At 66.6% G+C, this 18,670-nt stretch carries 17 protein-coding genes and 1 pseudogene; 11 read left to right on the top strand and 7 right to left on the bottom strand.

The window, feature by feature from the left end; translation table 11 throughout:
- Positions 1-19: 19 nt before the first annotated feature.
- Complete coding sequence (gene clpB, locus D3H54_RS02665) at positions 20-2,566, bottom strand: ATP-dependent chaperone ClpB (RefSeq protein ID WP_149377740.1); 2,547 nt, start codon at positions 2,564-2,566, stop codon at positions 20-22.
- A 152-nt stretch (positions 2,567-2,718) separates the two neighbouring features.
- On the opposite strand from clpB, the gene D3H54_RS02660 reads away from it, so the two are divergent.
- On the top strand, positions 2,719-3,021 hold the full coding sequence (locus tag D3H54_RS02660; RefSeq protein WP_149377739.1) for a hypothetical protein: 303 nt from the start codon (positions 2,719-2,721) through the stop codon (positions 3,019-3,021).
- On the opposite strand, the gene D3H54_RS02655 is transcribed toward D3H54_RS02660, so the two are convergent.
- Both D3H54_RS02655 and D3H54_RS02650 read right to left on the bottom strand, forming a co-directional pair.
- Positions 3,018-3,962: a putative antibiotic biosynthesis monooxygenase gene (locus D3H54_RS02655; protein ID WP_149377738.1), complete on the bottom strand. Its 945-nt coding sequence runs from the start codon at positions 3,960-3,962 to the stop codon at positions 3,018-3,020. The two genes, D3H54_RS02660 and D3H54_RS02655, sit on opposite strands and share 4 nt — an antisense overlap.
- A gap of 3 nt (positions 3,963-3,965) precedes the next feature.
- Positions 3,966-4,379 (bottom strand): hypothetical protein, encoded by a 414-nt coding sequence (locus D3H54_RS02650; RefSeq protein WP_149377737.1) that lies wholly within the window; start codon positions 4,377-4,379, stop codon positions 3,966-3,968.
- A gap of 62 nt (positions 4,380-4,441) precedes the next feature.
- Here D3H54_RS02650 and D3H54_RS02645 point away from each other — a divergent pair, with 62 nt between their 5' ends.
- The 9 genes and pseudogenes from D3H54_RS02645 (at position 4,442) to D3H54_RS02605 (ending at position 12,813) form a co-directional block, all read left to right on the top strand.
- Positions 4,442-5,110, top strand: coding sequence for a GAP family protein (locus D3H54_RS02645; protein ID WP_149377736.1), 669 nt, complete (start codon positions 4,442-4,444; stop codon positions 5,108-5,110).
- Between the two features lie 23 nt (positions 5,111-5,133).
- Complete coding sequence (locus D3H54_RS02640; protein WP_149377735.1) at positions 5,134-6,309, top strand: FAD-binding oxidoreductase; 1,176 nt, start codon at positions 5,134-5,136, stop codon at positions 6,307-6,309.
- Positions 6,310-6,416: 107 nt separating this feature from the next.
- Positions 6,417-6,662, top strand: coding sequence for a hypothetical protein (locus D3H54_RS02635; RefSeq protein ID WP_149377734.1), 246 nt, complete (start codon positions 6,417-6,419; stop codon positions 6,660-6,662).
- 8 nt (positions 6,663-6,670) lie between these two features.
- Positions 6,671-8,445: pseudogene (gene acsA / locus D3H54_RS02630) on the top strand (acetate--CoA ligase).
- Positions 8,442-9,416 carry a pyruvate dehydrogenase (acetyl-transferring) E1 component subunit alpha gene (gene pdhA, locus D3H54_RS02625; protein ID WP_149377733.1) on the top strand — a complete coding sequence of 325 codons (975 nt, stop codon included), beginning with the start codon at positions 8,442-8,444 and terminating at the stop codon, positions 9,414-9,416. Before acsA ends, pdhA begins: the two are co-directional and overlap by 4 nt.
- The gene (locus D3H54_RS02620) at positions 9,413-10,429 is read left to right on the top strand and encodes an alpha-ketoacid dehydrogenase subunit beta (RefSeq protein ID WP_149377732.1); all 1,017 of its coding nucleotides are present in this window, start codon (positions 9,413-9,415) and stop codon (positions 10,427-10,429) included. The genes pdhA and D3H54_RS02620 overlap by 4 nt, the downstream gene beginning before the upstream one ends.
- Positions 10,426-11,646 (top strand): dihydrolipoamide acetyltransferase family protein, encoded by a 1,221-nt coding sequence (locus tag D3H54_RS02615; protein ID WP_149377731.1) that lies wholly within the window; start codon positions 10,426-10,428, stop codon positions 11,644-11,646. Before D3H54_RS02620 ends, D3H54_RS02615 begins: the two co-directional genes overlap by 4 nt.
- 12 nt (positions 11,647-11,658) lie before the next feature.
- Positions 11,659-11,901 (top strand): acyl carrier protein, encoded by a 243-nt coding sequence (locus tag D3H54_RS02610; RefSeq protein ID WP_149377730.1) that lies wholly within the window; start codon positions 11,659-11,661, stop codon positions 11,899-11,901.
- Between the two features lie 9 nt (positions 11,902-11,910).
- A complete protein-coding gene (locus D3H54_RS02605) occupies positions 11,911-12,813 on the top strand; it encodes an aldose 1-epimerase (RefSeq protein WP_149377729.1) in 903 nt (300 codons plus the stop codon).
- 9 nt (positions 12,814-12,822) lie between these two features.
- Here D3H54_RS02605 and D3H54_RS02600 read toward each other — a convergent pair whose 3' ends face one another.
- Genes D3H54_RS02600 through dnaK form a run of 4 tightly spaced genes read right to left on the bottom strand, consistent with a single transcriptional unit; the run spans position 12,823 to position 16,892 of the window.
- Positions 12,823-13,194 carry a heat shock protein transcriptional repressor HspR gene (locus D3H54_RS02600; RefSeq protein ID WP_149377728.1) on the bottom strand — a complete coding sequence of 124 codons (372 nt, stop codon included), beginning with the start codon at positions 13,192-13,194 and terminating at the stop codon, positions 12,823-12,825.
- The gene (gene dnaJ, locus D3H54_RS02595) at positions 13,191-14,378 is read right to left on the bottom strand and encodes a molecular chaperone DnaJ (protein ID WP_149377727.1); all 1,188 of its coding nucleotides are present in this window, start codon (positions 14,376-14,378) and stop codon (positions 13,191-13,193) included. Before dnaJ ends, D3H54_RS02600 begins: the two co-directional genes overlap by 4 nt.
- A 34-nt stretch (positions 14,379-14,412) precedes the next feature.
- Positions 14,413-15,045: a nucleotide exchange factor GrpE gene (grpE, locus tag D3H54_RS02590; protein WP_149377726.1), complete on the bottom strand. Its 633-nt coding sequence runs from the start codon at positions 15,043-15,045 to the stop codon at positions 14,413-14,415.
- The gene (gene dnaK, locus D3H54_RS02585) at positions 15,042-16,892 is read right to left on the bottom strand and encodes a molecular chaperone DnaK (RefSeq protein WP_149377725.1); all 1,851 of its coding nucleotides are present in this window, start codon (positions 16,890-16,892) and stop codon (positions 15,042-15,044) included. The genes grpE and dnaK overlap by 4 nt, the downstream gene beginning before the upstream one ends.
- Before the next feature lie 277 nt (positions 16,893-17,169).
- Between dnaK and D3H54_RS02580 the strand changes: the two genes are divergently transcribed.
- Positions 17,170-18,645, top strand: coding sequence for a hypothetical protein (locus D3H54_RS02580; protein ID WP_149377724.1), 1,476 nt, complete (start codon positions 17,170-17,172; stop codon positions 18,643-18,645).
- The last annotated feature ends 25 nt before the right edge of the window (positions 18,646-18,670 follow it).

Genomic DNA, 18,670 nt, shown 5'->3' with positions numbered 1-18,670 from the left:
GGGGCTCGTCACGTCACTGTCAGCCGAGAATCAGCGATTCGCCGTCCGGGCTGACGTTGACCGGCACGACATCGCCGTCGTGCACCTCACCGGCCAGCAGCAGCTTGGCCAGCTGGTCACCGATCGCCTGCTGGATCAGCCGGCGCAGCGGCCGGGCGCCGTAGAGCGGGTCGAATCCGCGTTCGGCCAGCCACTGCTTGGCGGGCAACGACACCTCGAGAGTGAGACGCCGCTGCGCCAGTCGCTTCTGCAGCTGAGCCAGCTGGATGTCCACGATCGACACCAACTCGTCGGGCTGCAGGGCGTCGAAGACGATCACATCGTCGAGCCGGTTGATGAACTCGGGCTTGAACGCCGAGCGCACCGCCGCCATCACCTGCTCCTCGGTGCCACCGGCGCCGAGGTTACTGGTGAGCACCAGGATGGTGTTGCGGAAATCGACGGTGCGGCCCTGACCATCGGTCAGCCGGCCCTCGTCGAGCACGGCGAGCAGGACGTCGAAGACATCCGGATGCGCCTTCTCGACCTCGTCGAACAGCACCACCGAGTACGGCCGCCTGCGCACCGCTTCGGTCAGCTGACCGCCCTGGTCGTAGCCGATGTACCCGGGAGGCGCACCGACAAGTCGCGCGACGGAGTGCTTCTCGCCGTACTCGCTCATGTCGATGCGGATCATGGCCCGCTCATCGTCGAACAGGAACTCCGCCAACGCCTTTGCGAGTTCGGTCTTACCGACACCGGTCGGCCCGAGGAACATGAACGAGCCCGTCGGCCGGTTCGGGTCCGCCACGCCGGCCCTAGTGCGGCGCACCGCATCCGAGACGGCCTGCACGGCCTTGACCTGTCCGACGACACGCTTACCCAGCTCGGACTCCATCCGCAGCAGCTTGGCGGTCTCGCCTTCGAGCATCCGGCCCGCCGGGATACCTGTCCACGCCGACACCACGTCGGCGATGTCGTCGGGTCCGACCTCCTCCTTGAGCATCACGTTCTCGCGCGCTTCGGCCACCGGCAGCGCCGCATCGAGCTTCTTCTCGACCTCGGGGATGCGGCCGTACCGAAGCTCGGCAGCCCTCGCCAGATCGCCGTCGCGCTCGGCCCGGTCGGCCTCACCGCGCAGCTTGTCGAGCTGCTCGGTGAAATCACGCACGATGTCGATCGCGTTCTTCTCGTTCTGCCACCGGGTGGTCAGCTCGGCCAATTGCTCCTTCTTGTCGGCCAATTCGGCGCGCAGCTTGTCCAGGCGATCCTTGGAGGCGTCGTCCGACTCCTTCGCCAGCGCCATCTCCTCGATCTCGAGGCGGCGGACGATCCGCTCGACCTCGTCGACCTCGACGGGTCGCGAGTCGATCTCCATGCGCAACCGCGACGCGGCCTCGTCGACCAGGTCGATGGCCTTGTCAGGCAGGAAGCGCGAGGTGATGTAGCGGTCGGACAGCGTGGCCGCGGCCACCAGCGCCGAGTCGGTGATACGCACGCCGTGGTGGACCTCGTAGCGGTCCTTGAGCCCGCGCAGGATCCCGACGGTGTCGTCGACCGACGGTTCGCCGACCAGCACCTGCTGGAAGCGGCGCTCCAGGGCGGCGTCCTTCTCGATGTACTTGCGGTACTCGTCGAGGGTCGTCGCACCGACCAGCCGCAGCTCGCCACGGGCCAGCATCGGCTTGATCATGTTGCCGGCGTCCATCGCGCCTTCGCCGGTGGCACCGGCACCGACGATGGTGTGCAGTTCGTCGATGAACGTGATGATCTGCCCGGCCGAGTTCTTGATGTCGTCGAGCACGGCCTTGAGCCGCTCCTCGAATTCACCGCGATACTTGGCGCCGGCCACCATCGACCCCAGGTCCAGGGAGATGACGGTCTTGTCGCGCAGGCTCTCCGGGACGTCCCCGGCCACGACCCGCTGGGCCAGGCCCTCGACGATCGCGGTCTTGCCGACGCCGGGCTCACCGATCAGCACGGGGTTGTTCTTGGTGCGCCGGCTCAGCACCTGGATGACGCGGCGAATCTCGGTGTCCCGGCCGATGACCGGGTCGAGCTTGCCTTCCCGGGCGCGTGCGGTCAGGTCGGTGGAGTACTTCTCCAGTGCCTGATAGCTGGCCTCCGGATCCGGGCTGGTGACGCGTGCGCTGCCGCGAACCTTGACGAACGCGTCGCGCAGCGCCTCCGGGGACGCACCGTGACCGGTGAGCAGCTTGGCCACCTCGGAATCGCCGGTGGCCAGGCCCACCATCAAATGCTCGGTGGAGACGTATTCGTCGTCCATCTCGGTGGCCAGCTGCTGAGCGGCGGTGATAGCCGCGAGCGACTCACGCGAGAGCTGGGGTTGCGAGGTCGCCCCGCTGCTCGTCGGCAGCCGGTCGACCAGCCGCTGTGCTTCGGCGCGGATCGTGGCTGGATCGACACCGACAGCCTCGAGCAACGGCGAAGCGATGCCGTCGGTCTGCGTGAGCAGCGCCAACAGCAGATGAGCGGGCCTGATCTCCGGGTTGCCGGCGGCCGAGGCAGCCTGCAACGCGGCGGTCAGCGCCGCCTGAGTCTTGGTTGTCGGGTTGAAAGAATCCACGACACCTCCGTTTCGTCTAGAAAAGCTTGTCGAGCTTTACAACGCCGTCAAGGTTGAGTCTGTTCCGCTCAAGTTTAAAAGATTCCGTCCAATTTCCGGTAGGGCCTTCCGGCATCTGTTTTCATGACCCCGATCGAACATATGATCGATCAGTGGGTGAGCTGACGTCGATCGGTTACAACGGTCAGCCGCTGCGGCCGCCCTTCCGGCCGGTGTCCCCGCCCGAACCGGTGCTCGTCGATCTCACGGTGCTCTTCCCCCGCGAACCGCACCGCACCGGCCGGTATCACCCGCACGGATTGCAGATGCACAAGGTGGTCAAGGGCACGCTGTCCTGCTGGGCACTGTGCGAGCAGGGCGATTGGTGGGGCCTGGTCACCTACGACATCGCCTACGGACCCAAACGCAAGGCAGTCACGCACTGGGTCCCGGCCTGGACGCTCAGGCGCATCTAAGTACGCGAAAAGTCCCAGTACTGCAGCCATTGGACCGCGGAGAACATGGCGAGCGTCGCCAGGTAGCCGACGACGAGCACACCGGCACCCACGACACTGATACGGGTCCCTGCCCCGTCGATCGGGTCGAGCCAGCGCCGGAACCACTGCCCGGCCAGCGGCATCAGCGCCCACTGCAGGGCAACGACGCTGACCACCTGGCTCAGCCACATCGCCAACCAGGGCGGGGCACCGACGTTGTCGAGGATCGGCCCCAGAAACCGCGACAGCAGCATCACCGTCGGGTACAGCACCAACAGGATCAGCATCGCCGTCTTCCACCTCGGCGTGACCGCGGTGTGGCCGTTCTCGGTACGCACGGTGCTGCCGAACGTCGTCCTCGAGGACACCAGCGAGAATTCGCGGGTCAGGCTCTCGCGCAACGGTCCGAGCGCCTCCGACCGCTCCGGAGACTCCAGCCATGTTTCGAGTTGTCGTTCGGTGCGAAACCGCAGCACCGCGAAAGCCTCACCGCCGGCGGCGGGTGCAAAGGTGCAACATCCTTCGAATCCACTGAACTGCACACTCACCGCGGCCAGGCGCGCCTCGGCCGCGGTGAATTCATCCGCCCGGCCCGGGGCGACGGTGTGCCGGAAGAACCCGACGCCGGCCGGCACCCCACCATCTTCGCCGATCACCATATCCGCTGTGGCACACAAGATTCCACGTTGTCGGCCGCTGTCCAGCGCGCATTGGCGCTGGGTGCTGTCCAACCAATCATGCAGCGCCCGCGCGCTGGCAAACGTGACTGCGATCCCCCAATCCAGATGCGGATCGGTCAGCACGGAGATCCGGAAGTCGGTCGCCTCGGTGGCGGTGACGGACATTTCGCCGGCCCACACCGTGAAGTCCGCGGGGTGATTCGAGGGGTGAAAGATCGTGACGACGGTCGCCGTGCCCATGGGTCAGGTTCGCCCGGCGTTCGGCGGCGACGTGGTGGCGTAGGGGTTGGTCATCGTGACCGTCGTCGTCGGAGTGGAGTACTCGGTCTCCGACGGGATGACCACTTCGCTCGAGGTGTCCGACGGCGACGTCGAGGTCGACGATGCGGAGCCCGGGTTCAGATCAGTGGTGGAAACCCGCGTCGACGTGGTGCGCGACGTGGTCGACGTCTTCTTGCTCGAGGACGTCGTGGTGCTGATCGCCGGCGCATAGGTCACCGGCCCGTCGGGTCGCTGCGAGCTCTCCGAGGTGTCCAGTACCGCGTACACCAGTATCGCGAGCAGCACCAACGCTGCCACCCCGGAGACGTAGACCAGGGTGTGCTGCTGGCCGTCGTGGCCCCCATCACCCTTTTCTTCGTCGGCATCCATGCCCACGGGCAGAGATAGTACGGTCAGCCGTGACCGAGCGTTGCCCGTCTACGCCCCAGGAGGCATCTGTGACGACCGGCCTCGGTTCGGAACTGACCGAACTGATCCCCCTGGCGCTCGTCATCACGCTGTCCCCGCTGACGATCATCCCGGGCATCCTGATGCTGCACACGCCCGCGCCCCGGCCGACCAGCATGGCGTTCCTGTTGGGCTGGGTGCTCGGCATCGGCGGCCTGACCGCGGCGTTCGTGCTGGTGTCGAACGCTCTCGGTGGACTCAACAAACAGCCGACGTGGGCGCCGTACATCCGCATCGTGATCGGCGCGGCGCTCGTCGCGTTCGGGCTCTACCGATGGTTCACCCGCAAGCGCTCGGAGCACACCCCCAAGTGGCTGACCTCGATGACCAGCATCGGCCCGCCGCGCGCTTTCGTGACCGCGGTGGTGCTGGTGGTGGTCAACCCGAAGGTCCTGTTCATGTGTGCCGCAGCAGGTTTGGCGATCGGCTCGGCGGGGCTGGGGACCACCGGCGCCTGGACGGCCGACGCCGTGTTCACCGCCGTCGCGGCGTCCTCGGTGGCGTTGCCGGTACTGGCCTACCTGGTCGCCGGTGAGCGGTTGGACCAGCCGCTGACCAAGCTCAAGGACTGGATGGAGGCCCAGCACGCGACGCTGGTCGCCGTGATCCTCGTCGTCATCGGCGTCATGGTGTTGTACAAGGGCATTCACGGCCTGTAGCCCGCGGGCCTACACTCGCGGCCGTGGGTCTGGAGGATCGTGATGCGCTCGCGGTGCTGCAGGCTGCGTTCGAAGACTCCGCGGCTCCCCGGTCTGCGTCCCAGGAGCTGCTGAACCGGTTCTACACCCGGTGGTTCGCGCTGGACACCGAAGTGCGGGACCTGTTCCCCCCGGAGCTGGCACCGCAGCGGGCGGCGTTCGGTCAGGCGATGCACTGGGTGTTCGGTGAGTTCGTGGCGCAGCGCGCGCAGGCCCCGGTGGCTTTCCTCGCCCAACTCGGCCGTGATCACCGCAAATACGGTGTCACACAGCGACATTACGACAGCATGCGGCAGGCGTGGTACTCCGAGATGCGCAGCCACCTCAGTGATCGCTGGACACCCGCCGTCGACGACGCCGCCATCCAGGCCGTCAACCTGATCACCGGAATCATGGGCGGGGCGGCCGACGCCGAGGATGGGCCGGCGTGGTGGGACGGCACCGTCCTCGAGCACCACCGGGTGTCACGCGACCTCGCGGTCGTCCGCCTGCACCTGGACCGGCCGATGCCCTACCACCCTGGGCAGTACGTCAACGTCCACGTTCCGCAGTGTCCGCGCCGCTGGCGGTTCCTGTCGCCCGCCATGCCGCCGGACCCGGACGGCTTCATCGAGTTCCACGTGCGCTCGGTGCTCGGCGGCATGGTCAGCAATTCGATCGTGGCCGAGACCCGGCCGGGCGATCGCTGGCGGCTGTCCAGCCCGCACGGCGCGATGGAGGTGGACCGCGACGGCGGCGACGTGCTGATGATGGCGGGTAGCACCGGATTGGCGCCGCTGCGCGCGCTGATCATGGACCTGTGCCGATTCGGCGAGAACCCGCGGGTGCATCTGTTCTTCGGCGCCCGCTACCCCTGCGAGCTGTACGACCTGCGGACCTTGTGGGAGATCGCCGCCTCCAACCCATGGCTGTCGGTATCGCCGGTGTCGGAGTACTCCAGCGATCCTCCGTGGGCTGCCGACTATCCCGATGTCCAGCCGCCGCGGGGCCTGCATGTGCGCCAGACCGGACGACTGCCCGAGGTGGTGACCAAATACGGCGGCTGGGGCGATCGGCAGATCCTGATCTGTGGCGGTCCCGCGATGGTGCGCGCCACCCGCGACGCTTTGCTCGCCAAGGGCGCACCGCCGGAGCGCATCCAGCACGACCCGCTGCCGTGACCCGGCCGGCCGCAGTCCGTTAGCCCCGAGTTCGGGGACTTTCGTCCCTTCCAGCTCGTAGCAGCCTCGACCACCATCGTTTGTGGGGGTGGTAGTGAGGGGTGGAGATGACTTCTGGTTTGGCCGACGAGACTGAACTCGACGCCGTCGCTTGGGAATTCCTCTGCTCGCCATACACCGGACGCATCTACTGGGACTGGTCGCTGGAACGGCGGCTCGACGCCTACCTCCGCCATCAGGACCGCCACGACATCCTCAACAGCGGTGCCGCCTACGCGATACTGCGCGACCGGGTGATGGCCAATCTGGGGCAGGCTCGCCGCAAGGGCGTGCTGGCCCCGCCGCAGGCGTGAGGGAAACCATGGACGTCATCCACAAAGGCGACGACGACCTGAAGGTCGCCCCCAACCTCATCGACTACGCGCAGACCCGCGCGTCGTTCCGCTGGTCGGACGTGCCCGACCTGTGTGCCGGGATGGGCGAGGGCGGCTGCAACATCGGATACGCCGCCGTCGATCGGCACGCGCAGGGGCCGGATGCCGATCGGACCGCGTTGCGCTTCATCGCCGACACCCCGAGCTGACCACCCACGACATCAGTTACGCCGAGCTGGGCAGGTTGTCTCGTCGGTTCACCAACGTGTTGCGCGGCTTGGGTATCGGCAAGGGTGACCGGGTCTTCGTCATCATGGGCCGCGTCCCCGAGCTCTACGCCACCATGCTCGGCGCGCTGCGCAACGGCAGTGTGGTCTCACCGCTGTTCTCCGCGTTCGGCCCCGAACCGATCGCCACCCGCGTCACCATCGGATCGGCGGACGTGCTGGTCACGACGGCGGCGATCTACAAGCGCAAGATCGCCAAGATCCGCGGCGAGCTGACGTCGGTCAAACATGTCCTGGTGGTCGGTGACGACATCGAGGGAACCGAGAACTTTCATCGGCTGATGGAAGCCGCCGACGACCACGCTCCGATCGAGCACACCACCGCCGATGATCCGTCGCTGCTGCATTTCACCAGCGGCACCACCGGGACACCCAAGGGCGCCCAACACGTTCACGGCGCGGTCGCCATGCACTACATCACCGGCCGCTACGCCCTGGACCTCCACGCAGGCGACATCTATTGGTGCACAGCAGATCCCGGTTGGGTGACCGGAACCTCATATGGGATCATCGCCCCGCTGCTGCATGGCGTAACCTCGATCATCGACGAGGCCGAATTCGATGCACAGCGGTGGTACCGGATCCTGCAGGACGAGCAGGTGACGGTGTGGTACACCGCCCCGACCGCGATCCGGATGCTCATCAAAGCCGGCCCGGAACTGCCTGCGCAGTACCACTTCCCGCACCTGAGGTTCATCGCCAGTGTGGGTGAGCCGCTCAACGCCGAAGCGGTGTGGTGGGGCAAGCGGGTGCTGGGCTTGCCGATCCACGACAACTGGTGGCAGACCGAGACCGGCGGCATCATGGTGGCCAACACCCCGGCCTTCGACATCAAGCCCGGCTCGATGGGCCGCCCGCTGCCCGGGGTCGACGCCTGCGTGGTGCACCGCGACGACTCCGGCGGGGTCACTGTGATCGACGAACCGGACGTCGAGGGCGAGCTGGCATTGCGCGTCGGCTGGCCGTCGATGTTCCGCGCCTACCTCAATCAAGACGAGCGCTACCGCAACAGTTTTGCCGGCGACCTGTACCTGTCGGGCGATCTGGTCAAGCGGGACGCCGACGGTTATCTCTGGTTCGTCGGGCGGGCCGACGACGTCATCAAATCGTCGGGTCACCTGATCGGACCGTTCGAGGTCGAGAATGTGCTGACCGACCATCCCGCAGTGGCCGAGGCGGCGGTGATCGGCAAGCCGGACCCCACCTACGGCGAGCTGGTCAAGGCGTTCGTCACGCTCAAGACCGGTTACACCGAGAGCGACGAGTTGCGCCGCGACCTGATGGGCCATGCCCGAAAGCGGTTGGGGGCCGCGGTGGCGCCCAAGGAGATCGACTTCGTGGATGCGTTGCCCCACACCCGTTCCGGCAAGATCATGCGCCGGCTTCTCAAGGCCCGCGAGCTGGGACTGCCGGAGGGTGACACCTCGACGGTGGAGACCGCCGCAGTCCGCCACGACAGCGAGGTGACCGCATGACCGATCAGGACTTGGCGCGCGGGCTGCTCTCGGACATGATCCGGGTGCGGCGCATGGAGGAGAAATGCGCCGAGATGTACAGTGCGGCAAAGATTCGCGGCTTCCTTCACCTGTACGTCGGCGAGGAAGCGGTGGCTGCCGGCTCGCTGCGTGCGCTGGGACCCGACGATGCCGTCGTGGCCACCTACCGGGACCACGCCCACGCCCTGCTCCGCGGGATCCCGCTGACCTCGATCATGGCCGAGATGTTCGGCAAGCAGGAGGGCTGTTCGCGCGGGCGCGGCGGGTCGATGCACCTGTTCGACGCCTCGCGCCGGTTCTACGGCGGCAACGCGATCGTGGCGGGCGGCCTGCCGCTGGCCACCGGCCTCGCCTTCGCCGACGCGCAACTCAAGCAGAATCGCGTCACCGCATGCTATTTCGGCGAGGGTGCGATCGCCGAGGGTGCCTTCCACGAGTCGCTGAACATGGCCGAGCTGTGGCAGTTGCCGGTGCTCTACCTCTGCGAGAACAATCGCTACGCCATGGGCACAGCGATCGACCGCGAGCTCTCCCAGACTGACGTCACCGCCAACGCCGCGGCCTACCGGGTTCCCACCGCATCGGTGGACGGCATGGATGTGCTGGCCTGCCATGCCGCCACCGTTGCCGCCGTCGATCACATCCGCACCGCGGGCGGTCCGTTCTTCCTGGAGTTCCGCACCTACCGGTTCCGCCCGCACTCGATGTTCGACCCGGAGTTGTACCGGGAGAAAACCGAAGTGGAGCACTGGCGCGAACGCGACCCGATCCGGCTGTTCACCGAGAAGTGTCTGGCCGACGGCACTCTGAGCGACAGCGACGTCACGGCGATGGAAGAGCGCGCGGCCACCGAGGTCGACGATGCGGTGGCCTACGCCGAGGCCGGAACGCTGGAGAGCGTCGAAGACCTGACCCGGGATCTGATGACCCCGGCGGAGGCACTGTCGTGAAGACCACCTACCGCAATGCCGTGCACGACGCGATTCGCGAAGCGATGCGCAACGACCCGCGAGTGGTTCTGCTGGGCGAGGACGTGGGGCGCTACGGCGGCACCTACGCGGCGTCGAAGGGGCTCCTCGAGGAGTTCGGCCCCGAGCGGATCCGTGACACCCCGCTGTCGGAGCTGGGATTCGTCGGTATCGGCATCGGGGCCGCGATCAACGGTCTGCGTCCGATCGTCGAAGTGATGACGGTGAACTTCAGTCTGCTGGCGCTCGACCAGATTGTGAATACCGCTGCGGCATTGCGCCACATGTCGGGCGGTCAGTTCTCGGTTCCGCTGGTCGTCCGCATGGCGACCGGCGCCGGCAGGCAACTCGCCGCCCAGCACTCGCACAGCCTGGAGGGCTGGTACGCCCACATCCCGGGAATCAAGGTGGTGGCCCCGGCGACGGTGGCCGACGCGTACGGGATGCTGCTCGCCGCACTGGACGATCCCGACCCGGTGGTCGTGTTCGAACATGTCCAGCTCTACAACACCGCCGTCGACATCGACGCCTTGGGGCCGACCGACATCAGCCGAGCCGCGCTGCGCCGCAGCGGAACTGACGTCACGCTGATCGCCTACGGCGGCTGTGTTCCCAAAGCGCTCGACGCCGCCGACCAACTGGCCCTGGCCGGCATCGACTGCGAGGTGATCGATCTGCGCGTGCTCCGGCCCCTGGATGACGCCACGATCCTGGAGTCGGTGCGTAAGACGCATCGTGCGGTCATCGTCGACGAGATGTGGCGCACCGGCAGCCTGGCCGGCGAGATCAGCGCGCGGATAGTCGAGGGTGCGTTCTACGACCTGGACGCTCCGATCGCCCGGGTGTGCAGCGTCGAGGTGCCGATCCCCTACGCCAAGCATCTCGAAGAGGCGGCACTGCCCCAGCCGGACAAGATCGTGGCCGCGGTGCGGGGCCTGTTCGGGGACCCCGGCGGGCAGGAGCGAAGCGACACGGGGATAGGCACCAGCCGATGATCGAGTTCACGATGCCCGCCCTCGGCGCGGACATGGACGAGGGCACGCTCGACGAGTGGCTGGTCAAACCCGGCGACACGATCACCCGCGGGCAGATCGTCGCTGTCGTCGAAACCACCAAAGCCGCAGTGGAAATCGAATGCTGGCATGAGGGTGTTGTCGCCGAGTTGCTCGTCCCGGTCGGGCAGACGGTGGCTGTGGGCACACCGCTGGCCACCCTGACCGAATCGGGTGAGACGCCGCGACCGCACCTGGCGGCCCCGGCCGCGGCACCGGTTGCGGCACCGCACCCCGAGGCCCCGGTCGTACCCCGGCCCGCCATGGCGGCGCCCGTCGGCCACCGGCTGTGGGTGTCGCCGGTGGCCCGGCGTACGGCGGCTTCGCTGGGCGTCGACCTCGGCGTTGTCACGGGAACCGGCCCCCAGGGCGCGATCACACTCATCGATGTCGAGCATGCGGCTGCCGAACAGCACCACGCCGAGCCCAAGCCTGCCCCGCCGCCGGCAGCAGCGAGTTCGGAGCCGAAGTCCGCGGCAGACAAAGCCAAGGAGCGGGGTGCGGCGATGCGCGCCTCGATCGCCGCCGCGATGAGTCGCTCCAAACGGGAGATCCCGCACTACTACCTGGCCGATGAGATCATCCTGGACACCGCGCAGGGCTGGCTGACCGATCAGAACGTGAACCGGCCCATCACCGAGCGGTTGCTGCCTGCGGTGCTACAGCTCAAGGCGGTGGCCATGGCCGCGCAGCGGTTCACCGAGTTCAGCGGGTTCTGGCGCGACGAGGGCTACGAAGCGCACCCGGCAGTGCATGTGGGAGTGGCGATTTCGCTGCGCGGCGGTGGACTGGTGGCGCCGGCGATCCACGATGTGGCCGAGAAGAAGCTCGACGAGTTGATGGCCGACCTGACCGATCTGGTGGCCCGGGCCCGGGCGGGCTCGCTGCGCAGTTCAGAGATGTCCGATCCGACGATCACCGTCACCAATCTCGGTGACAAGGGTGTCGACTCGGTGTTCGGTGTCATCTATCCCCCTCAGGTAGCCATTGTGGGATTCGGCCGGCCGGCGCAGCGCGTCGTCGTGGTCGACGGTGGAATCCGGGTGGCCACAACGGTGCAGGCCAGCTTGGCCGCCGACCATCGCGCCAGTGACGGTCATCGCGGCGCCCTGTTCCTTGCCGAGATCAACCGGTTGCTGCAGCAGCCCCAAGAGCTGTAGGAGGTACCCGACGTGAGCGACACCGAGATCCGTGACCAGGTTGTGCAGGAACTGCTCGCGATCGCACCGGAGATCGAGGAGGGCGACCTGTCCGACACCGAACTCCTGCGTGATCAGGTCGACCTGGATTCGATGGACTGGTTGAACTTTCTGGTCCGGCTGCACAAGCGCTTCGAGGTCGAGATTCCGGAGTCGGAGTACGCCTCACTGCGCACGATCGACGACTTGACGAGCTACATCGGCGCCCACCGCTAGACTTCGACGGTGGCCGAGCTGCCGTCCGTCGTTCTGCATGATCCATCCTCACCACTGACGGCGACGTATGTCCCGTCGGCGGGCATGATCTGCACGTCGCTGTCCGACGACGGCGTGGAACTACTCGGGCAGCGCCGCGGGCTGCAGGCGTATCTGAGCGACGGTAAGACGCTCGGCATCCCGATCCTGTATCCGTGGGCTAATCGGTTGAGCGCCAACAGCTATGGGCTCGACGGTGGCGCGGTGACATTGGCCCCCGGCGTCGGCGGCGTGCGCACCGACCCGCACGGTCTGCCGATTCACGGCGTGCTCGCCGCATATCCCGGCTGGCACATCACCGAGCAGTCGGGGAACCGGCTGATCGCCGATCTGGACTACGGAAGCCGGCCGGCGCTGCTGGCCAGCTTCCCGTTCCCGCATGTGGTCACCCTCGACATCACGCTGGCCGACCGGGCGCTGACGGTGCAGACCACCGTCACGGCCACCACGTCGGCGGCGGTGCCGCTGTGTTACGGCTTCCACCCCTACCTGACTGTTCCCGGGGTTCCCCGATCGGAATGGACGCTGGAGACGCCGCCGCTGGAGCATCTGCTCGTCGACGACCGCGGTCTCCCGACCGGCGAACGGGTTGAGTGGCCCGCCTACTCGGAGAAGCTGGGCGACAAGACATTTGACGACGGCTTCGACGGGGTCCCGACGGGTGGGGTGTTCACACTCGCCGGCGGTGAGCGCCGGATCGACGTGGTCTTCGCCCAGGGATTCCCGGCCGCACAGATTTTCGCGCCGGGCAATGACGACGTCGTGGGATTGGAGCCGATGGCCGCGCCCACCAATGCGCTCAGCACGGGGAGCTATGACACCGCGACGCCGGGGCGGCCGGCGGTTTCGGTGTTCACGATCCGGGTGAGCTGACTTCGCCGACTAGCGGCGTGGCTTCCAGACCACCAGCGCGGTGCTTTTCGGGACCACCGCCAGATCACGACGCTGGTTGGCGCGCAACGACTCCAGCTCGCCCATCATTTCCTCGACGCGGGACTGCAGGGCCTCGACCTGATTGGTCAACTCGATGATCCGCTTGATCCCGGCGAGGTTGACACCTTCGTCCTGCGACAGCCGCTGCACCTCGCGCAGCAGCTCGACATCACGCTCCGAATACCGCCGTCCGCCACCGGAACTGCGCCGGGGACTGACCAGACCGAGCCGGTCGTAGGTGCGCAGCGTCTGCGCATGCATACCGGCCAGCTCGGCGGCCACCGAGATCAGGAATGTGCGCGACTCCTCTGAGGCGCTCATGCCCGATACCCTGCCCATCCCGCCCTGGGATCGAAGCCGCTGGCCTTTTCGGCGGCCGCGTAGGCCTCCAGCGCCTCGAGCGCCTGGCCTTCGAGACTGGGCGGCACCGCAACCTTCACGGTGACCAGCAGGTCGCCGTGACCGCCGTCGCGTTTGGGCACTCCGCGCCCGCGCACCCGCAGGATCCGGCCATCAGCGGTGCCCTTCGGCACCCGCACACCGACCTTGCCCTCCAAGGTGGGCACGGAAAGCGTTGTCCCCAACGCCAGTTCGGTGAAGCTCACCGGAACGGTCACGGTCAGATCGTCGCCGTCACGGCCGAACACCTTGTCCGGCCGAACATGCACGGTGACATACAGATCGCCCGACGGTGCACCGCGTAACCCGGCCTCACCCTGACCGGCCAGCCGGATGCGCTGACCGTCCTCGACGCCCGGTGGGATCCGGACGTTGATGGTGCGGGTCCGGGTGGTGACCCCGGTGCCATGGCACTCGTCGCAGGGATGCTCGATGATCGAGCCGCTGCCCCGGCAGTCGGTGCACGGCTCGGAGAACCCGAACGCGCCCTGGTTGCGGTTGATCACGCCGGAGCCATTGCACGACGGACACACCTTCGGGCTGGTGCCCGGACGTGCGCCGCTGCCGTGGCAATTCGTGCACGGCGCCGGGCTGGTCAGCCGCAGCGGCATGGCGACACCCTTGGTCGCCTCCAGGAAATCGAGATCGGTCTCGGTCTCCAGGTCCTTACCGCGCCGCGGCCGGCTCGGGCGAGGAGCAGCGCCGCGCCCGAACAGGCCACCGAACAGGTCGCCGATGTTCGTGCCGCCGGTCTGGCTGGCCGTGTCGAACAGGTCGTTCAAATTGAACTCGCCGCCGTCGGCGCCGTAGCCGCTGAAGCCGCCGAACCCACCGCCGCCGCCGCCGTTACCGCGGCGGAAACCGCCGCCGGCGAACATCCGCCGGGTCTCGTCGTACTCCTTGCGCTTGGCCGGGTCGGTCAGGACGTCCCTGGCCTCACCAACCTCTTTGTAGCGCTCGTCGGCCGCCTTGTTGTCCGGGTTGCGGTCGGGGTGATTCTCGGCGAGCAGCTTGCGGGCCACCCGCTTGATCTCGTCCTCGCTGGCGTCAGAGGAGACGCCGAGCACCTTGTAGAAATCCTTCTCAACCCATTCGCGTTGAACCATGCCGCGTCACCTCCTCTCACCGTTGCTCATGCTGTTAATTCGATTCTGCGTTCTGCGCGCCGCTCTGGTCGCCGTTGACGGGCGTGTCGCCCTTCTGAGGTGCCGCTGACCCGTCGTCGACGGTGTCGACCACCCCGACGAGTGCGTGCCGAAGCACCTGATCGCCGAGCCGGTAGCCCTGCCGCATCACGTTGCCGAGCACCGGCTTGGAGCCTTCACCCTCGTGCTGCACGGCTTCGTGCAGCGAGGGATCGAACTCGTCGCCCTCGGCGCCGAATGCGGTCAGGCCCAGCCCGGCCAGCGCGGCCGTCAGCTTGTCGGCGACCGACTTCAATGGGCCGGTCTCCAGATCGCCGTGGCTGCGGGCACGATCGAGGTCGTCGAGCACGGTGAGCAACTGGCTCACCACCGCGGCCTTTGCCCGCTCGCCGGCTACCTGCTGATCGCGCAGCGCGCGCTTGCGGTAGTTGGCGAAGTCGGCCTGCACACGCTGTAGATCGGCGGTGAGTTCAGCGACCTTGTCGGCCTGCTCCCCGCCGGCGCCCGCCGCCTCCGGCGCCGGCCCACTGGGGGCCGGGCCGGAGGCTTCGCGAACTTCTCCGGTCTGGGGGTCGATTCGGCGCTTGTCGGTGACAGTTACCGGTTCTTCCTCGCGACCTTCGCTCACTTGCGCTCCTGATCATCGTCATCCACGACCTCGGCGTCCACGACATCGTCAGCCGACGATCCGCCCGACGGTCCGGCGCTCTGGTCGGCCTGAGTGGCCTCGTAGATGGCCTGGCCCAGAGCCTGGCTTTCCTGGCCCAGCTTCTCCATGGCGGACTTGATCGCACCGATGTCGCTACCGGCCAGCGCCGTCTTCGCCTCGGAGATCGCGGCGTCGACCTTGGACAGCGTGTCCTCGGGGACCTTTGAGCCACCTTCGGTTTCGCGCTGTTCGGTGACGAACTTCTCCGTCTGGTAGACCAGCGACTCGGCTTGGTTGCGGACGTCGGCCTCCTCGCGGCGCTTGCGGTCTTCCTCAGCGTGCGATTCGGCGTCCTTGATCATCCGGTCGATCTCCTCCTTGGACAGGCCGGAGCCTTCCTGGATCTTGATCGTGTTCTCCTTGCCGGTGCCCTTGTCCTTGGCGGTGACGTGCACGATGCCGTTGGCATCGATGTCGAAGGTCACCTCGACCTGAGGCACACCGCGCGGAGCCGGCGGCAGGCCGGTCAGCTCGAAGGAGCCGAGCAGCTTGTTGTGCGCCGCGATCTCGCGCTCACCCTGATAGACCTGGATCTGCACCGACGGCTGATTGTCGTCGGCCGTGGTGAAGGTCTCCGACCGCTTGGTCGGGATGGTGGTATTGCGCTCGATCAGCTTGGTCATCACGCCGCCCTTGGTCTCGATACCGAGACTCAGCGGTGTGACGTCAAGCAGCAGAACGTCTTTCACCTCACCCTTGAGGACACCCGCCTGCAGCGCGGCACCAACGGCCACAACCTCGTCGGGGTTGACGCCCTTGTTGGGCTCCCGTCCACCGGTCAGTTCCTTGACCAGATCGGTCACCGCGGGCATGCGGGTGGAACCACCGACGAGCACCACGTGGTCGATGTCGGACACCGAGATGCCGGCGTCCTTGATGACCTGCTGGAACGGCTGGCGGGTGCGGTCCAGCAGATCTTGAGTGATCTTCTGGAACTCCGAACGGGTCAGCTGCTCGTCGAGGAACAGCGGGTTCTTGTCGGCGTCGACGGTGATGTAGGGCAGGTTGATCGAGGTGCTGCCACTGGAGCTCAGCTCGATCTTGGCCTTCTCGGCGGCTTCACGAAGCCGCTGCATGGCCATCTTGTCCTTGGTCAGGTCGATGCCACTGGTGCCCTTGAACTTGTCGACGAGCCATTCGACGATCCGGTCGTCCCAGTCGTCGCCACCGAGGTGGTTGTCACCGGAGGTCGCGCGGACCTCGACGACGCCGTCGCCGATCTCCAGCAGGGACACGTCGAACGTGCCGCCGCCGAGGTCGAAGACCAGAATGGTCTGTTCCTTGCTGCCCTTGTCCAGGCCGTAGGCCAGAGCCGCAGCCGTCGGTTCGTTGACGATGCGCAGCACGTTGAGGCCGGCGATCTGGCCGGCTTCCTTGGTGGCCTGGCGCTGGGCGTCATTGAAGTACGCGGGCACAGTGATCACCGCGTCGGTGATGTCCTCGCCGAGGTAACTTTCGGCGTCCCGCTTCAGCTTCATCAGCACGCGGGCGCTGATCTCCTGCGCGGTGTAGTCCTTGCCGTCGATCTCGACGGACCAGTCGGTGCCCATGTGTCGCTTCACCGAACGGATGGTCCGGTCGACGTTGGTCACTGCCTGGTTCTTGGCGGGCTGGCCTACCAGCACTTCGCCGTTGCGCGCAAAGGCGACCACCGACGGCGTGGTGCGGGACCCTTCGGAGTTGGCGACGACGACCGGGTCGCCACCCTCCAGTACCGCCACGACGGAGTTGGTGGTCCCGAGGTCGATGCCGACCGCACGAGCCATGTTGAATCCTCCTGATAGTTACGTCTTTGGGTCTGAGCGAACCAGGCTCAAGACTGCCCCCGCCGGTGGTCGGCTGTCAAGCCAGAGTTGAGTCGATATCACTCAAGTTGTCGAACTGGTCAACGGCAGGGTTTCCGGATTTGTTCCCAGACGGCGCGCTCGACGCCGAAATCGACGCCAGCGTGGCCGCCTCTCGCACGTTCCCGCCCCAGCGTCGATCTCGAGCCGGGACCTAGTGAATACCGGCCGCACCCAGGGACTAGTAGGTTTGCTGGCTGTGGGGATTTCGCTCGCGGATCTGGACCGGTGGGATCCCGGGTCCATGCGCGCGGTCGCCGCCACAGCGGCTGCACGTGCGACTCACTTTCGCGATGTCGCGCACAACCAAGGCGCCATTATCGCGAAATTGGAATGGCAAGGCGCCTCGCAGGAGGCGGCCACTGCCCGGGCGCGAGTAATCGGCAACAGCCTTCTTCAGCACGCCGACGAATGCGACCAAGCGGGGCGTGACGTCTCGTCCGCAGCGGCCGAGGTGGAGTCCATCAAGGCGGAGTGGATTCGCATCCAACGCATGGCCGACAGATGGGGAATCACGATCGACGTTGCGAGCAGCTCGCTCGAGTGCCTTCACTCGGCCGACCCGAAGCAAGAGGCCGAAAACGAGCGGCACCTGCAAATCGTCCACGATGCGATCGTCGATCTCCTGCGGCGAGCTGATTCGACGGATCGACACCTCGCCACCTCCGTTGACCAAGCGGTGTCCGAGATCGCCGACGGTGATAGCGCCGAGGCACCGATAGCTCCGGATTCAGACCCAAAGCGCAACCAAATCGAGGCGTTCCGTCGGACATTCGGACGAGACCCGGTGAGCACCGCTGACTGGACGACAGCTGCCGCTCTGGATCCGCACAGCTACAACCCGAAAAATCAAGGTGTGGAAGCGAATATCGTCGTAGCCCGCATCAAGCCCGTACCGGGCCAGGGTGTCGTCCGTACCAACCTGTTCATTCCGAGCAAGGACGTGTGGGCGCCGGCAATCGAACTTCCACCGTTCGACAACGGTCACATGTTGCCGTACGACAACAACGTTGGCGACAACCGTGGATTCTCGTCCTTCATCGGCCCCGAAGAGTCGCGGGTCGCCATCTACACCGACTTCGAGAACGGGATCATCGTCGCTCGTCAGAATCCGTCGGTCAATGCCGATACCGGACAAGTCAGGGCGGGCACGCCGGATGTTTCGGCAACCCAACAATCGAATGGTGCAGTCTTGGTGCGTTACAACGCCGCCGATCCCTTCTCGCCAGGAGGCGAGGTGCCAGCGAAAGCCATCCCGTTCAGCGTCAATGGCACGCTGGGGATCAGCCCGGGCGCTGATGGGCCTCGGGTGGGTGGCACCGTCACTTCGTTCCCTGCATTGGAGATTTACGGCGACCGCAACGGAACCACCACGCCGCTGCTGCAATCCTGGCCAAGCTTCACCGACGACGCTTCCGGGCCGATGATCGGTCTACTTCCACACAAGGACGTTGGCGACCCCATGATCATCAGCAGTTTCAATAGCGTCGTACCGCAGATCGAACCGCCACAACTTGGGCCCGTGCGCGGACCGCAAGCCGTGCCGATTACGCCGCCACTCGCGATTGTGCCCCCTGGCAACTTCACCCCGTTCGTACCGACGACGGCAGGTGAGGTGCCAGTGCTGCGGACGTACACGCCATTTCAGGGTGACGAGTTCGTTGTCCCGCGCTAGAGACTAAGGAATAAGGACAATGACA

Source organism: Mycobacterium sp. ELW1 (assembly GCF_008329905.1).
Classification (GTDB): Bacteria; Actinomycetota; Actinomycetes; order Mycobacteriales; family Mycobacteriaceae; genus Mycobacterium.
Note: the sequence above shows the minus strand (reverse complement) of the source record. Positions and strands in the feature narration are given on the sequence as shown.

Coding starts and splice junctions, on each gene's coding strand:
- D3H54_RS02655 (WP_149377738.1), bottom strand. CDS start 3,962: ATGGGCACGGCGACCGTCGTCACGATCTTTCACCCCTCGAATCACCCC.
- pdhA (WP_149377733.1), top strand. CDS start 8,442: ATGACCGATCAGGACTTGGCGCGCGGGCTGCTCTCGGACATGATCCGG.
- dnaK (WP_149377725.1), bottom strand. CDS start 16,892: ATGGCTCGTGCGGTCGGCATCGACCTCGGGACCACCAACTCCGTCGTG.
- dnaJ (WP_149377727.1), bottom strand. CDS start 14,378: ATGGTTCAACGCGAATGGGTTGAGAAGGATTTCTACAAGGTGCTCGGC.
- D3H54_RS02615 (WP_149377731.1), top strand. CDS start 10,426: ATGATCGAGTTCACGATGCCCGCCCTCGGCGCGGACATGGACGAGGGC.
- D3H54_RS02600 (WP_149377728.1), bottom strand. CDS start 13,194: ATGAGCGCCTCAGAGGAGTCGCGCACATTCCTGATCTCGGTGGCCGCC.
- D3H54_RS02635 (WP_149377734.1), top strand. CDS start 6,417: ATGACTTCTGGTTTGGCCGACGAGACTGAACTCGACGCCGTCGCTTGG.